Raw genomic sequence first — 12850 nt, forward strand, 5'->3', positions numbered from 1 at the left:
CGGGGGCAGACGTCGGCGCCGCTCATTAGGCTTGTCCGGTGATCGTGGAGCACCTGAGTCTCGTCGACTTCCGCAACTATGCGGCCGCCGACGTCGAGCTCGGTCCAGGTCCGAACGTGTTCGTCGGCCGCAACGGCCAGGGCAAGACGAACCTCGCCGAGGCCATCGGCTTCTTCGCCACCCTGGGTTCGCACCGGGTCTCGAACGATGCGCCCATGGTGCGTGACGGCGCCGACGCCGCCATCATCCGCGCGCGTCTGGCCCACGGCGAGCGTCGCGTGCAGCTCGAGGCGCAGGTCAACCGGCAGGGGTCGAACAAGGCGCGGGTCAACGGATCGCCGGTGAAGCCGGCCGAGCTGCCGCGCTACGCGCAGGTCGTGCTCTTCGCTCCCGAAGACCTCCAGATCGTGCGCGGCGATCCCTCCGCGCGCCGGCGCTTCGCGGATCAGCTCCTGGTGCAGCGCGCTCCCCGCATGGCGGGCGTCATCGCCGACTACGACCGCGTGCTCAAGCAGCGCACGGCGTTGCTGAAGTCGGCCAGGGCCCGCGGCATCCGCGGTGACGCCCTCTCGACGCTCGACGTGTGGGACGACAAGCTCGTCTCCCTCGGCACCCAGCTCATCGCCGCGCGGCTCGCGCTCGCGTCCGACCTCGCGACGCCCCTCGCCGCCTCGTACACCGCGATCGCCGGGGCCGACCACAACCCCGAGATCGAGTGGGCGCTCTCCGTGGCGGGCGCCGACACCGGCGAAGACGGCGAGGGCACCGGTTCCGCCGCGGGTTCCGGCACGCCGGGGGCGGAGCGGACGACGGATGCCTCGACCGCCCGCATCGCCGACCTCTTCCGCGGCGCCCTCGCGGCGAAGCGGTCGTCCGAGCTCGAGCGCGGCCTGACACTCGTGGGCCCCCACCGGGACGACCTGCTGCTGCGCATCCGTGGCCTGCCGGTGAAGGGGTACGCCTCGCACGGCGAGTCCTGGTCGGTCGCGCTCTCGCTGCGCCTCGCGTCCGCGCAGCTGCTGCGCGCGGATTCGCGCCTCGGTGACCCGGTGCTCATCCTCGACGACGTGTTCGCCGAGCTCGACACCGACCGCCGCGCGCGCCTGGCCACTCTCGCCGGCGACTACGAGCAGGTCGTCGTGACCGCGGCCGTCGAGGGCGACGTCCCGGAGGGCCTGCGTGCGCGCATGGTGCGCGTCGAGGCCGGCCGCATCCTCCCCGCCCCCGCCGACACCGACCCCGGCGCCCACCCCGACCTCGGGTCCGACCCGGGCTCCGCCCCCGACTCCGGCAGCCACCCCGACCCCGGCTCCGACCGTGACGCCGGTGCCGGCCCCGAGACGATGGCCGAGTCGACGGATGCCTGAGGCCCCGCCGCCGGGGGATGCGGCATCCGTCCCCCCTCGATCCGTCCCGAACGCGCCGGGCGCCCCGCTGGACCGCACCGCCGTGCCCGAGACCATCGCGACCTACCTGCGGCTGCGCGGACTCGAGCCGTCGGCGCGGTCGTACCGCAAGCGCCGGCGCCGCACCGTCGACGACGAGAACGTGCCCTTCGCCGCCGGGCGCGACCCCCGCGGCGTCGGAGACGTGCTCGCCGACCTCACGCGCGAAGCGGGCTGGGACGCCCAGCTGGCCCGAGAAGACGTGGTGCGGGCGTGGGCGGAGGTCGCCGGTGACGACACCGCGCAGCACACCCGGCCGGTGGCCTTCACCGAGGGCACGCTCACCGTGCAGGCCGACTCGACGGCGTGGGCGAAGCAGCTGCAGCTCATGCGCGCGCACATCCTCTCGGAGATCGTCCGCAAGTTCCCCGAGGCAGGTGTCGACGCGGTGCGCTTCATCGGGCCGGACGTCCCCTCCTGGAAATGGGGTCCCAGAACGATTCCAGGGCGGGGCCCGCGCGATACCTACGGCTGAGGCACGTCAGGAGTCGTCGGGGCGAATTTTCTCCCCGCACAGGGCCGCAGAGCGGCGTGATCGGGCCGTTACCCGATAGACTGTCATGGCCCCCGTCTCTGCCTTTGGAGTCCTCGCGAAGATGACGTCTGACACCCCCGATACCGTTTCCGAGGAACCCGAAACGCCCGATCAGGCTCCCCACGAGTACGGGGCAGATGCCATCCAGGTGCTGGAAGGCCTGGAAGCGGTCCGCAAGCGCCCGGGCATGTACATCGGCTCGACCGGTGAGCGCGGCCTCCACCACCTCGTGTACGAGATCGTCGACAACTCCGTCGATGAGGCCCTCGCCGGGTACTGCGACACCATCAACGTCACGATCCTCCCCGACGGCGGCCTGCGTGTGGTCGACAACGGTCGCGGCATCCCCGTCGACATCCACCGCACCGAGGGCAAGTCGACCGTCGAGGTCGTCCTGACCGTGCTGCACGCCGGCGGCAAGTTCGGCGGCGGCGGGTACGCGGTGTCGGGCGGCCTGCACGGCGTCGGCTCGTCGGTCGTGAACGCGCTGTCGACGCGCCTCGAGGTCGAGGTCAAGCGCCAGGGACACGTGTGGCGTCAGTCGTACCGCGACGGCGGGCAGCCGCAGGCGCCCCTCGCGAAGGGCGAGCCCACCGAAGAGACCGGCACGACGATCGAGTTCTGGCCCGACGACGCGATCTTCGAGTCGGTGCACTTCGACTACGACACGCTGCGCACCCGCTTCCAGCAGACGGCGTTCCTCAACAAGGGGCTGCGCATCACGCTGAGCGACCAGCGCCCCGACTCGGCGTATGTGACGGATGCCGAGGGCGGCGGTTCCGAGGAGCGCCAGCCCTACGACGACTTCCACTACGAGCGGGGCCTCGTCGACTACGTCGAGTACCTCAACAAGGTGCGTCACGCCGACGTCGTCAACGACGAGATCATCGAGATCGAGTCGGAAGACACCGTGCGCCACATCTCGCTCGAGCTCGCGATGCAGTGGACGACGAGCTACACCGAGAACGTCTTCACCTTCGCCAACACGATCAACACCCACGAGGGCGGCACGCACGAGGAGGGCTTCCGCGCGGCGCTGACCACGCGCATCAACACCTACGCGCGCGAGAAGAACCTCCTCAAGGAGAAGGACGACAACCTCACCGGCGACGACATCCGCGAGGGTCTCACCGCCGTCATCTCGGTGAAGCTCTCCGAGCCGCAGTTCGAGGGCCAGACGAAGACGAAGCTCGGCAACACCGAGGCGAAGGCGTTCGTGCAGAAGGTCGTGGGCGATCAGCTCAACGACTGGCTCGACCGCAACCCGGTGCAGGCCAAGCGCGTCATCACCAAGGCGATCGACGCCGCGACCGCGCGCATGGCCGCCCGCAAGGCCCGCGAGACCGCGCGGCGCAAGAGCGTCTTCGAGTCGGCGGCGATGCCCGACAAGCTCAAGGACTGCACCAGCAAAGACCCGTCGATCAGCGAGATCTTCCTCGTCGAGGGCGACTCGGCCGGCGGCTCGGCCGTCTCGGGGCGCGACCCGCACACCCAGGCGATCCTGGCTCTCCGCGGCAAGATCCTCAACGTCGAGCGCGCGCGCCTCGACAAGGCGCTGGCCAACAAAGAGGTCCAGGCGATGATCCAGGCCTTCGGCACGGGCATCGGCGAGGACTTCGACATCGACAAGGCCCGCTATCACAAAATCGTGCTGATGGCGGATGCCGACGTCGACGGCCAGCACATCACCACGCTGCTGCTCACCATGCTGTTCCGCTACATGCGCGGGCTCATCGAGGCCGGCTTCGTCTACCTCGCGATGCCGCCGCTCTATCGCCTCAAGTGGACCAACGCCGCACACGAGTACGTGTACTCCGACAAGGAGCGCGACGCGCTGCTGGCCGACGGGCTCGCGAACGGCAAGCGGATCCCCAAGGATTCCGGCATCCAGCGCTACAAGGGTCTCGGCGAGATGAACGCCAAGGAGCTGTGGGAGACCACCATGGACCACCGCACGCGCACCCTCCGCCAGGTGACGATCGACGATGCGGCCGCGGCCGACGAGATCTTCTCGGTGCTGATGGGCGAGGACGTCGAGTCGCGCCGCACGTTCATCCAGCGCAACGCGAAGGACGTCCGCTTCCTCGACATATAGGAACAGGCAGCGAAGCGAGCTACCCCCGGTCGTTGAGCGAGCGCAGCGAGTCGAAACGTCGCAAGCCGACCTCAGAAACGTAAAGAAGAATCGAAGAAGACATGGCAGACGACGAGCGTCCCGACCCCACCGCCGAGCACGACCACGGCCGCATCGACCAGGTCGACCTGCAACTCGAGATGCAGCGCAGCTACCTCGACTACGCGATGGCCGTCATCATCGGCCGTGCGCTGCCCGACGTGCGCGACGGCCTGAAGCCCGTGCATCGCCGTGTGATCTACGGCATGTACGACGGCGGGTTCCGTCCCGACAAGTCGTTCTCGAAGTGCGCCCGCGTCGTCGGCGAGGTCATGGGGCAGTACCACCCGCACGGCGACACCGCGATCTACGACGCGCTCGTGCGCCTGGTGCAGCCGTGGTCGCTGCGCTACCCGCTCGCGCAGGGTCAGGGCAACTTCGGCTCTCCCGGCAACATGGGCGCCGCCGCCCCGCGGTACACCGAGACCAAGATGGCTCAGCTCGCGCTCGAGATGGTGCGCGACATCGAAGAAGAGACCGTCGACTTCCAAGACAACTACGACGGCCAGACCCAGGAGCCGTCGGTGCTGCCGGCGCGTTTCCCGAACCTGCTGGTCAACGGCTCGGTCGGCATCGCCGTCGGCATGGCGACGAACATCCCGCCGCACAACCTGCGTGAGGTCGCCTCCGGTGCGCTGTGGGCGCTGGAGCACCCGGACGCCTCCCGCGAAGAGCTGCTCGAGGCGCTTCTCGAGCGCATCCCCGGGCCCGACTTCCCGACCGGTGCGCAGATCCTCGGCACCCGCGGCATCCGCGAGGCGTACCGGACCGGGCGCGGTTCGATCACGATGCGCGCGGTCGTCGCGATCGAAGAGATCCAGGGCCGCACGTGCCTCGTGATCACCGAGCTGCCGTACCAGGTCAACCCCGACAACCTCGCCGTGAAGATCGGCGATCTCGCGCGCGACGGCAAGATCACCGGCATCGCCGACATCCGCGACGAGACCTCCGACCGCACCGGTCAGCGCCTGGTCGTCGTGCTGAAACGGGATGCCGTCGCCAAGGTCGTGCTCAACAACCTGTACAAGCACACCCAGCTGCAGGAGAACTTCGGCGCGAACATGCTGGCGATCGTCGACGGCGTGCCGCGCACGCTGTCGCTCGACGGCTTCATCGCGCTGTGGGTCGAGCACCAGATCGACGTCATCGTGCGGCGCACCACCTATCGCCTCCGCAAGGCGGAGGAGCGCATGCACATCCTGCGCGGCTACCTCAAGGCGCTCGACGCGCTCGACGAGGTCATCGCGCTCATCCGCCGCTCGCCGACGGTGCAGGAGGCGAACGAGGGACTGCAGCAGCTCCTCGACATCGACGAGATCCAGGCCGATGCGATCCTGCAGATGCAGCTGCGTCGCCTGGCCGCCCTCGAGCGTCAGAAGATCATCGACGAGGCCGCCGAACTCGAGCGCCAGATCGCCGACTTCCAGGACATCCTCGCCACCCCGCAGCGCCAGCGCGACATCGTACGCGAAGAGCTGACCGCCATCGTCGACAAGTTCGGCGACGAGCGTCGCACCCACATCCTCCACGGCTTCGACGGCGACATGTCGATGGAAGACCTCATCCCCGAGGAGGAGATGGTCATCTCGGTCACCCGGGACGGCTACATCAAGCGCACGCGCAGCGACAACTACCGCCAGCAGCACCGCGGCGGCAAGGGCGTCAAGGGTGCGCAGCTGCGCGCCGACGACGTGGTCGAGCACTTCTTCGTCACCACGACGCACCACTGGCTGCTGTTCTTCACGAACAAGGGCCGCGTGTACCGCTCGAAGGCGTATGAGGTGCCGGAGGCCGGGCGTGACGCCAAGGGCCAGCATGTCGCGAACCTTCTCGCCCTCCAGCCCGACGAGGAGATCGCGCAGATCCTCGACATCCGCGACTACTCCGTCGCGACTTACCTGGTGCTCGCCACCCGGAGCGGCCTGGTCAAGAAGACCCGCCTCACCGAGTACGACACGAACCGCCAGGGCGGGATCATCGCCATCAAGCTCCGCGGTCAGGTGCCCGAGGAGGGCGACGACGTCGAGGCCGGCCCCGACGACGAGGTCGTCAGCGCGCTGCTCGTCGACGAGGGCGACGACATCCTGCTCATCAGCCGCCACGGCATGTCGCTGCGCTTCTCCGCGACGGACTCGGCGCTGCGCCCGATGGGTCGCTCGACCTCGGGCGTGAAGGGCATGGACTTCCGCGCCGGCGACAGCCTGCTCTCGGCATCCGTCGCACGCGACGCGGGCTACGTGTTCGTGGTCACCGAAGGCGGCTATGCCAAGCGCACGTCGGTGGACCAGTACCGCGTGCAGAACCGCGGCGGCCTGGGCATCAAGGTGGCCAAGCTGAGCGAGGATCGCGGCGATCTCGCGGGCGGTCTGATCGTCTCCGAGGACGACGAGGTCTTGGTGGTTCTTGCCAGCGGCAAGGTGGTACGCTCTGCCGTGGCCGAGGTCCCCGCCAAGGGTCGCGACACGATGGGAGTCGTCTTCGCCCGATCCGGCGACGACGATCGCATCCTCGCGATCGCTCGCAACGGCGAACGAGGCCTGGCCGAAGAATCCGAGGACGCCCCCACCGACGGAGCCGCAGAGGCACCGTCACCCGAGACCCCGTCATCAGACGACACCGCCGGGTCGGACGCCTCGCCTGAGACCCCCGAAGAGAGCACTGACGCATGAGCACGGTAGCCGACAAGCTCGCCAAGAAGTCCAGCAGCAAGACCAGCGCCAAGCAGGTGCGCCTGCGCCTGGTGTACATCGACTTCTGGTCGGCGGTGAAGCTGTCGTTCCTGGCGGCGATCGCCATCGCCGTGGTCACGGTGGTCTCGTTCGTCGTGGTCTTCCTGGTCGTCCAGACCACCGGACTCATCGGCAAGGCCGACGAGTTCTTCTCGAGCTTCTCCGACGGCAGCATCCTGCTGTCGGACTTCGTGAGCTTCCCGCAGGTGCTGGCCTTCTCGGCCGTGGTCGCGATTCTCAACCTCGTGGTCGTCACGGTGCTCGGCGCCGTGATCGCCGGGATCTACAACCTCGCGGTCAAGGTGACCGGCGGCCTGCTGGTCGGCTTCACCTCCAACTGACGCACCGCCTGAGCGCCGGCGTCCGGGATCCGGATGCCGGCGCTTTCGCGTTGTGCCCGCGCCCCGCCGGGTCGGCAGCCGTGGTCGTTCTAGACGACGGTGGTGCCGAGCAGCGTGCCGATCAGCCAGGTCGCGACGAGGGCGAGCGCGCCGCCGATCACCAGGCGCGTCGCGGCACGGAGGCGCGGCGCCCCGCCGAGGACCGCCGAGACCGTGCCGGTGATCGCCAGGGCCACGAGCACCGCGACGAACGTCACCGGCACACGCCACTCGGGCGGCGGCAGCAGGATCGCCAGGAGCGGCAGCAGCGCGCCGAGCGTGAAGGCGACAGCCGACGACAGCGCCGCGTGCCAGGGGTTCACCAGATCGTCCTGGTCGATGTGCAGCTCGACCTCGAGGTGAGCCCGGAGCGCGTCGTGCGCGGTCAGCTCCTTCGCCACCTGGTGGGCGGTCGCCTCCGACAGGCCGCGATCCCGGTAGAGCTGCGTCAGCTCCGCGAGCTCCTCGTCGGGCATGTCGCGCAGCTCGCCGCGCTCTTTGGCGATGAGGGCGCGCTCGGAGTCGCGCTGGCTGCTGACCGACACGTACTCGCCGAGCGCCATCGAGATCGCGCCGCCGACGAGTCCGGCGATGCCGGCGGTGAACAGCGCCGGTGTGTCGGTGGTCGCGCCGGCGACGCCGACCACGAGCGCGGCGACCGAGACGATGCCGTCGTTCGCGCCCAGGACGCCGGCCCGAAGCCAGTTCAGGCGCTGCCCCAGTCCGACGGCGTGGGGCTCCCCCGTGTGCGATGACGCGCTCATGGCCTCAGTCAATCAGCCGATTCGTGAATTCGGCGATCCTCAGGTAAAGTCTTGGAGGTTGCGGAGCGCAAGCGACGCAGTCACGGGGCTATAGCTCAGGCGGTTAGAGCGCTTCACTGATAATGAAGAGGTCCCAGGTTCAAGTCCTGGTAGCCCCACTTTCTTCGCCCCGGGGCCTTAGCTCAGTTGGTAGAGCGCCTGCTTTGCAAGCAGGATGTCAGGAGTTCGAATCTCCTAGGCTCCACAGCATGAGAGAGCCGGCCCGCAGCGGCCGGCTCCTCTCGTTTCCCCGGTAGCTCGCGCGGATTAGGGTGAAGCATGGACCTGCGCGTGGCGGCCTACGCGGTGATCCTCGACAAGGAGGATCGACTGCTCCTCGCCCATTGGAACGAAGGCCGGCGCGCGGCGTGGACGATGCCGGGCGGCGGGCTCGAGGCGGGCGAAGACCCGGAGAGCGCCGTGCGCCGTGAGGTGCGGGAAGAGACGGGCTACAAGGTCGCGGTCGAAGGGCTGCTCGGCATCCATTCCCGCGTCATCCCGCCCGGGCGACGCCTGGTCCCCGGCGTCACCGAGCCGCTGCACACCCTGCGCATCGTCTACCGCGCGCGGGTGACGGGCGGGCGGCTGCGCAACGAGGTCGACGGGTCCACCGATCGTGCCGACTGGTTCCCGCGCGCCGAGGTGCGCAAGCTCCAGCGCGTGAAGCTGGTCGACATCGCCCTCGAGATGGCGGGGCTCGCCTGACCGTCGGCTTCGAGCCGATGACGGATGCCGCTACCCGAGCGGCTGCGAGATGTCGGCGACCGTCGCGCCGTAGGCCGCGATCAGGTCGTCGGCCTCGACGAACATGCTGTGACCGTGGGCGCCGGCTCCCATGGCGATGCGCCGGCCCACGATCTCGGCGTCGGCGTAGATCGGCCACTCGTGGGTGCTGCCCAACGGCACGATGGTGCCGCGCTCGTAGCCCGTCGCTGCCAGCGCACGGTCGGGGTCGGGCAGCTGGAGCTTGTTCACGCCGACCACGGCACGCAGCTTCGGCCACGAGATCGCGCGGTCACCCGGGATGAGCGCGAACAGATAGGTGTCGTCGCTGCGCTTGACCACCAGCGTCTTCACGATGCCCGACGGCTCGATCCCGAGGATCGCCGCGGCCTCGGCGAGGCTGTTCGCCGCGGGACGCTCCGTGATCTGGATCGTGAGACCGCGCGCCGCGGCGGCCGCGCGCACTCTGTCGGTTCCGCGGGGTGCGTCGACCTCGCAGGCCTCCGCACCCGATGCGGACTCAGGCATCCGGTGCGCGCAGCGGGTCGTCCGCCACCCACAGCTCGTCGTCGGCGCGGAGCGTCTGCCACGCGGCGTAGAGCACGCCGACGGCGGCGGCGACACCGAGGATGATGGCGATCACGCCACCGGCGCCGATGCCCTTCTTGACCGGAGCCGGCGCGGGCTTGCCCCACGACGACGGCAGCGAGAGCCCGCGGCCGTCGGCCAGGCGCGAACGCTGCTCGTTGGCGGCGTCCCACACCGACATGGCCGAACCGACGACGGCACCGGCGGCCGGGATGATCGTGCCGTTGACGACCTTCTTGCCCTTGTCGACGTACGGGGCGGCGAAGCGATCGTAGCCCGCCTGCACCTGCGGCTTGACCTGCTCGCGGCCGTAGTTGCCGAGCTGACGGCTCGCCTCGCGAGCCACGGTCGCGGCCTCACCCACCAGCACCTGCTGGGCCTCCCACAGGTTGCCCGCCTGCTTCTGCAGCTTGACCAGTTCCTTCTTGCGCTTGCGGCTGAGGCTCACGGTTGCCCTCCCGGTTGTGGGGATGTCGGTCTCCCCATCTTGCCAGACGGCCGCCAGGACGGGAGGGCTTGCGGCGAACTCTGAGACAATGTAGAAATGCCGCTTCACACCGCAGTCGCAACGATCCACACCAACTACGGCGACATCGTCGTCAACCTGTTCGGCGACCACGCGCCGCGCACGGTGCAGAACTTCATCGGCCTGTCCGACGGCTCCCAGGCATGGACTCACCCGGCGACCGGCAAGCCCGGCGACGGCCCCCTGTACAAGGACGTCATCTTCCACCGCATCATCTCGGGCTTCATGATCCAGGGCGGCGACCCGCTCGGTCAGGGCGTGGGCGGTCCCGGCTACAACTTCAACGACGAGATCAACGGGGAGCTCACCTTCACCGAGCCGTACAAGCTCGCGATGGCGAACGCCGGCCTCCGTCGCAACGCCATCACCGGCAAGGCCGAGGGCACGAACGGCTCGCAGTTCTTCATCACGGTCCCCGGCCAGGGCGGCCGTGGCCCCGAGTGGCTGCAGGGCAAGCACACCATCTTCGGCGAGGTCGCCGATGACGCGTCCAAGTCGGTCGTCGACACGATCAGCGAGGTGCCGACGGCCGCGGGCGATCGCCCCGTCGAGCCCGTCGTCATCGAGTCGATCGACATCGTCACGGTCTGACGCCGGCACGGCCGAGCCTCGAACAGCCGCCGCGTGACCACCGACGACTTCCGCCGCAACCGCGAGAACTTCTGCTACCGGCATCCTGACCGCCAGAGCTTCGTGCTCTGCCAGCGGTGCCTGCGCACCATCTGCCCGGAGTGCCAGACGCCCGCCGCGGTCGGCGTCATCTGCCCCGAGTGCCTGCGCGACCAGCAGAAGGCGCAGTCCCCTGCGCAGCGGAAGGCGGAGCGTCGGTGGTCACGCCCGCGGGCGGTCTCGGGCTCCGGCCGCCGCCCGATCGTGACGTACACGATCATGGGCATCACCGGGTTCGTGTTCCTGCTGCAGCTCATCCCCCAGTTCGGCAGCACCCTCACGAACCTGCTGGCGATGTACGCGCCGGCGCTCTACCCCGACCTCACCGGCGTGTTCCAGCCGTGGCGCCTGCTCACCGTGCTGCTGGTGCACGACGCGGGCGGGTTCTGGCACGTCGGGCTCAACATGCTCGCGCTCTGGCTGCTCGGCCGGAGCCTCGAGCCGCTGCTCGGCCCGTGGCGATTCCTCGCGCTGTACCTCATCAGCGGTCTCGGCGGCTCGGTCGCCGTCGCCCTGCTCGGGTTCGGCACGCCGGTGGTCGGCGCCTCAGGTGCGATCTACGGCCTGTTCGGCGCGCTGCTCGTGATCGGCCGGCACATCGGCGCGAACATCACCGGCATCGCGATCATCCTCGGCATCAACCTGGTGGTCACGTTCCTCCCGCTGTTGTTCGGCACCGGCAGGATCTCGTGGCAAGGTCACGTGGGCGGACTGATCGTGGGCGCGCTGATCGGCCTCATCTTCGCCCGTACCCGCGCCGTCCGCCAGCGGGGCCTGCAGATCGGTCTTCTCGCCGGCCTCACGGCCGCGCTCTTGGCGCTGCTGCTGGTTCCTCCGGTGATTTACTTCTGAGTTATCCACAGGCTCATCCACAGGTGGGGAGAATCACACCTGTGTAATTCACACCTGTTAACAGAGTTGTTAACAACTCCGCCGAGCGGGCGGCATCCGTTCGCCGGGCACGCAAAAGCCCCGATCGTCGTAGATCGGGGCCGTTGCTGAAGTGACTGCTAGCGCCAGCGCGTCGTCATCAGGAAGCCGATGAAGGCGATCCCGAAGCCGATGGCGAGATTCCACGGTCCGATGTCGGGGATCGGGTACGCCATACCGCTCAGGTAGAAGACGAGGATCCAGACGAGACCGAGGAGCATCAGTCCGATCATGATCGGCTTGAACCACACCGGATTGGGTGCGGCCTCGCCTTCTGCGCGCTCGACGAGCGAGTCGTCGTCTTTGCCGGGTCGTGCCATGCAGAAGAGTCTAACTGCCAGCCGGGGCACAGCCCGTGCTGACTAGACTCCCCCTGTGGAGGAAGCGGTGTCCGGTCCGGGGCGCGCCGCTCGCCGTGGGGGCCCCCGGCAGCGTCGCACGTCCGTCGTGGGCGTCATCGGCGAACTCCTCATCACCGCCGGCGTCATCGTCCTGCTCTACGTGGTCTGGCAGCTGTGGGTCGGCGACCTCATCTACGGCGCCGAGCGCAACGCCACCGGAACCGAGCTCTCGCAGGAGTGGCAGGACGAGTGGGCCGCTGAGAACCCCGACGCCGCCGCGACGCCCGAGCCTGAGCCCGCGGCAGCGCCCGTGACCGCGCCACCCCCCGTCCTTCCCGAGCCGGCCGACACCGAGAAGTTCGGCGTCATGCACATCCCCCGCTTCGGCTCGGACTACGCCGTGCCCATGGCCGGCGGCGTCACCCGGTCGGGCACGCTCGACCCCATCGGCATCGGCCACTACCCCGGCACCCGCATGCCGGGTGAGCCCGGCAACTTCGCCGTCGCGGCGCACCGCACCACGTGGGGCAAGCCCTTCAACCGCATCGCCGACCTCCGCATCGGCGACGCCATCGTCGTCGAGACCGAGGAGGGCTGGTACACGTACCGCTTCCGCACCCTCGAGTACGTGACGCCGAACGAGGTCGAGGTGCTGCTGCCGGTGCCGCAGGCGATGGACGTCCCGGCCGGCACCGCCTACATCACCATGACCAGCTGCAGCCCCATGTACTCCCTCGCCGAGCGCATCGTCGCCTACGGCGTCTTCGAATCCTTCACGCCCCGCTCTGCGGGCGAGCCCGCCTCCCTCCAGGCGGTGGCCTGATGTACGCCGCCCTGTGGAGAGTGCTTCCCGGACCGTGGTGGGTGCGCGTGCTGATCCTGCTGATCCTCGTCGCGGCGGTGCTGTACGGACTCGTCTTCTACGTCTTCCCGTGGGTGAGCCAGTTCGTCAACCCGCAGGAGGTCACCGTCGGCCTCCCCTTCGAGCCGCGCGCGCCGGTCTCGTGA

14 protein-coding genes and 2 tRNA genes are annotated in these 12850 nt (G+C 69.1%); 12 read left to right on the forward strand and 4 right to left on the reverse strand.

Features of this window, described 5'->3' with window-relative positions; all coding sequences use genetic code 11:
* The first annotated feature begins 38 nt into the window (after positions 1 to 38).
* From recF to R8Z57_RS16520, 5 genes are all read left to right on the forward strand, one after another.
* The gene (gene recF / locus R8Z57_RS16500; RefSeq protein ID WP_318354878.1) at positions 39 to 1367 is read left to right on the forward strand and encodes a DNA replication/repair protein RecF; all 1329 of its coding nucleotides are present in this window, start codon (positions 39 to 41) and stop codon (positions 1365 to 1367) included.
* Positions 1360 to 1920 carry a DUF721 domain-containing protein gene (locus R8Z57_RS16505; protein WP_318354879.1) on the forward strand — a complete coding sequence of 187 codons (561 nt, stop codon included), beginning with the start codon at positions 1360 to 1362 and terminating at the stop codon, positions 1918 to 1920. The genes recF and R8Z57_RS16505 overlap by 8 nt, the downstream gene beginning before the upstream one ends.
* Before the next feature lie 121 nt (positions 1921 to 2041).
* Entirely contained in the window at positions 2042 to 4075 is a 2034-nt protein-coding gene (gene gyrB / locus R8Z57_RS16510) for a DNA topoisomerase (ATP-hydrolyzing) subunit B (protein ID WP_318354937.1), read from the forward strand.
* Positions 4076 to 4176: 101 nt separating this feature from the next.
* Positions 4177 to 6822 carry a DNA gyrase subunit A gene (gene gyrA, locus R8Z57_RS16515; RefSeq protein ID WP_318354880.1) on the forward strand — a complete coding sequence of 882 codons (2646 nt, stop codon included), beginning with the start codon at positions 4177 to 4179 and terminating at the stop codon, positions 6820 to 6822.
* Positions 6819 to 7223: a DUF3566 domain-containing protein gene (locus R8Z57_RS16520; protein ID WP_318354881.1), complete on the forward strand. Its 405-nt coding sequence runs from the start codon at positions 6819 to 6821 to the stop codon at positions 7221 to 7223. Before gyrA ends, R8Z57_RS16520 begins: the two co-directional genes overlap by 4 nt.
* Before the next feature lie 89 nt (positions 7224 to 7312).
* Here the strand turns inward: R8Z57_RS16520 and R8Z57_RS16525 are convergent, their stop codons facing one another.
* A complete protein-coding gene (locus tag R8Z57_RS16525) occupies positions 7313 to 8026 on the reverse strand; it encodes a VIT family protein (protein WP_318354882.1) in 714 nt (237 codons plus the stop codon).
* An 84-nt stretch (positions 8027 to 8110) separates the two neighbouring features.
* Between R8Z57_RS16525 and R8Z57_RS16530 the strand changes: the two genes are divergently transcribed.
* The 3 genes from R8Z57_RS16530 to R8Z57_RS16540 all read left to right on the forward strand — a co-directional run bounded on the left by R8Z57_RS16530 (position 8111) and on the right by R8Z57_RS16540 (position 8770).
* Positions 8111 to 8184: transfer RNA gene (locus R8Z57_RS16530), tRNA-Ile, on the forward strand.
* A gap of 13 nt (positions 8185 to 8197) precedes the next feature.
* Positions 8198 to 8270 (forward strand) — tRNA-Ala (locus R8Z57_RS16535).
* 74 nt (positions 8271 to 8344) lie between these two features.
* Entirely contained in the window at positions 8345 to 8770 is a 426-nt protein-coding gene (locus R8Z57_RS16540) for an NUDIX hydrolase (protein WP_318354883.1), read from the forward strand.
* 30 nt (positions 8771 to 8800) lie between these two features.
* On the opposite strand, the gene R8Z57_RS16545 is transcribed toward R8Z57_RS16540, so the two are convergent.
* Together R8Z57_RS16545 and R8Z57_RS16550 are read right to left on the reverse strand one after the other, a co-directional pair.
* Positions 8801 to 9316, reverse strand: coding sequence for a YbaK/EbsC family protein (locus tag R8Z57_RS16545; protein ID WP_318354884.1), 516 nt, complete (start codon positions 9314 to 9316; stop codon positions 8801 to 8803).
* Positions 9309 to 9824 (reverse strand): DNA helicase, encoded by a 516-nt coding sequence (locus R8Z57_RS16550; protein ID WP_318354885.1) that lies wholly within the window; start codon positions 9822 to 9824, stop codon positions 9309 to 9311. The genes R8Z57_RS16545 and R8Z57_RS16550 overlap by 8 nt, the downstream gene beginning before the upstream one ends.
* Before the next feature lie 96 nt (positions 9825 to 9920).
* Here R8Z57_RS16550 and R8Z57_RS16555 point away from each other — a divergent pair, with 96 nt between their 5' ends.
* Together R8Z57_RS16555 and R8Z57_RS16560 are read left to right on the forward strand one after the other, a co-directional pair.
* Complete coding sequence (locus R8Z57_RS16555; protein ID WP_318354886.1) at positions 9921 to 10493, forward strand: peptidylprolyl isomerase; 573 nt, start codon at positions 9921 to 9923, stop codon at positions 10491 to 10493.
* Positions 10494 to 10526: 33 nt separating this feature from the next.
* The gene (locus R8Z57_RS16560) at positions 10527 to 11423 is read left to right on the forward strand and encodes a rhomboid family intramembrane serine protease (RefSeq protein WP_318354887.1); all 897 of its coding nucleotides are present in this window, start codon (positions 10527 to 10529) and stop codon (positions 11421 to 11423) included.
* A 158-nt stretch (positions 11424 to 11581) separates the two neighbouring features.
* On the opposite strand, the gene R8Z57_RS16565 is transcribed toward R8Z57_RS16560, so the two are convergent.
* On the reverse strand, positions 11582 to 11821 hold the full coding sequence (locus R8Z57_RS16565; protein WP_318354888.1) for a cell division protein CrgA: 240 nt from the start codon (positions 11819 to 11821) through the stop codon (positions 11582 to 11584).
* A gap of 55 nt (positions 11822 to 11876) precedes the next feature.
* Between R8Z57_RS16565 and R8Z57_RS16570 the strand changes: the two genes are divergently transcribed.
* Together R8Z57_RS16570 and R8Z57_RS16575 are read left to right on the forward strand one after the other, a co-directional pair.
* Positions 11877 to 12665, forward strand: coding sequence for a class E sortase (locus tag R8Z57_RS16570; RefSeq protein ID WP_318354889.1), 789 nt, complete (start codon positions 11877 to 11879; stop codon positions 12663 to 12665).
* The gene (locus R8Z57_RS16575) at positions 12665 to 12850 is read left to right on the forward strand and encodes a hypothetical protein (protein ID WP_318354890.1); all 186 of its coding nucleotides are present in this window, start codon (positions 12665 to 12667) and stop codon (positions 12848 to 12850) included. The genes R8Z57_RS16570 and R8Z57_RS16575 overlap by 1 nt, the downstream gene beginning before the upstream one ends.

It is taken from the genome of Microbacterium sp. M3, assembly GCF_033548675.1.
GTDB lineage: Bacteria > Actinomycetota > Actinomycetes > Actinomycetales > Microbacteriaceae > Microbacterium > Microbacterium arthrosphaerae.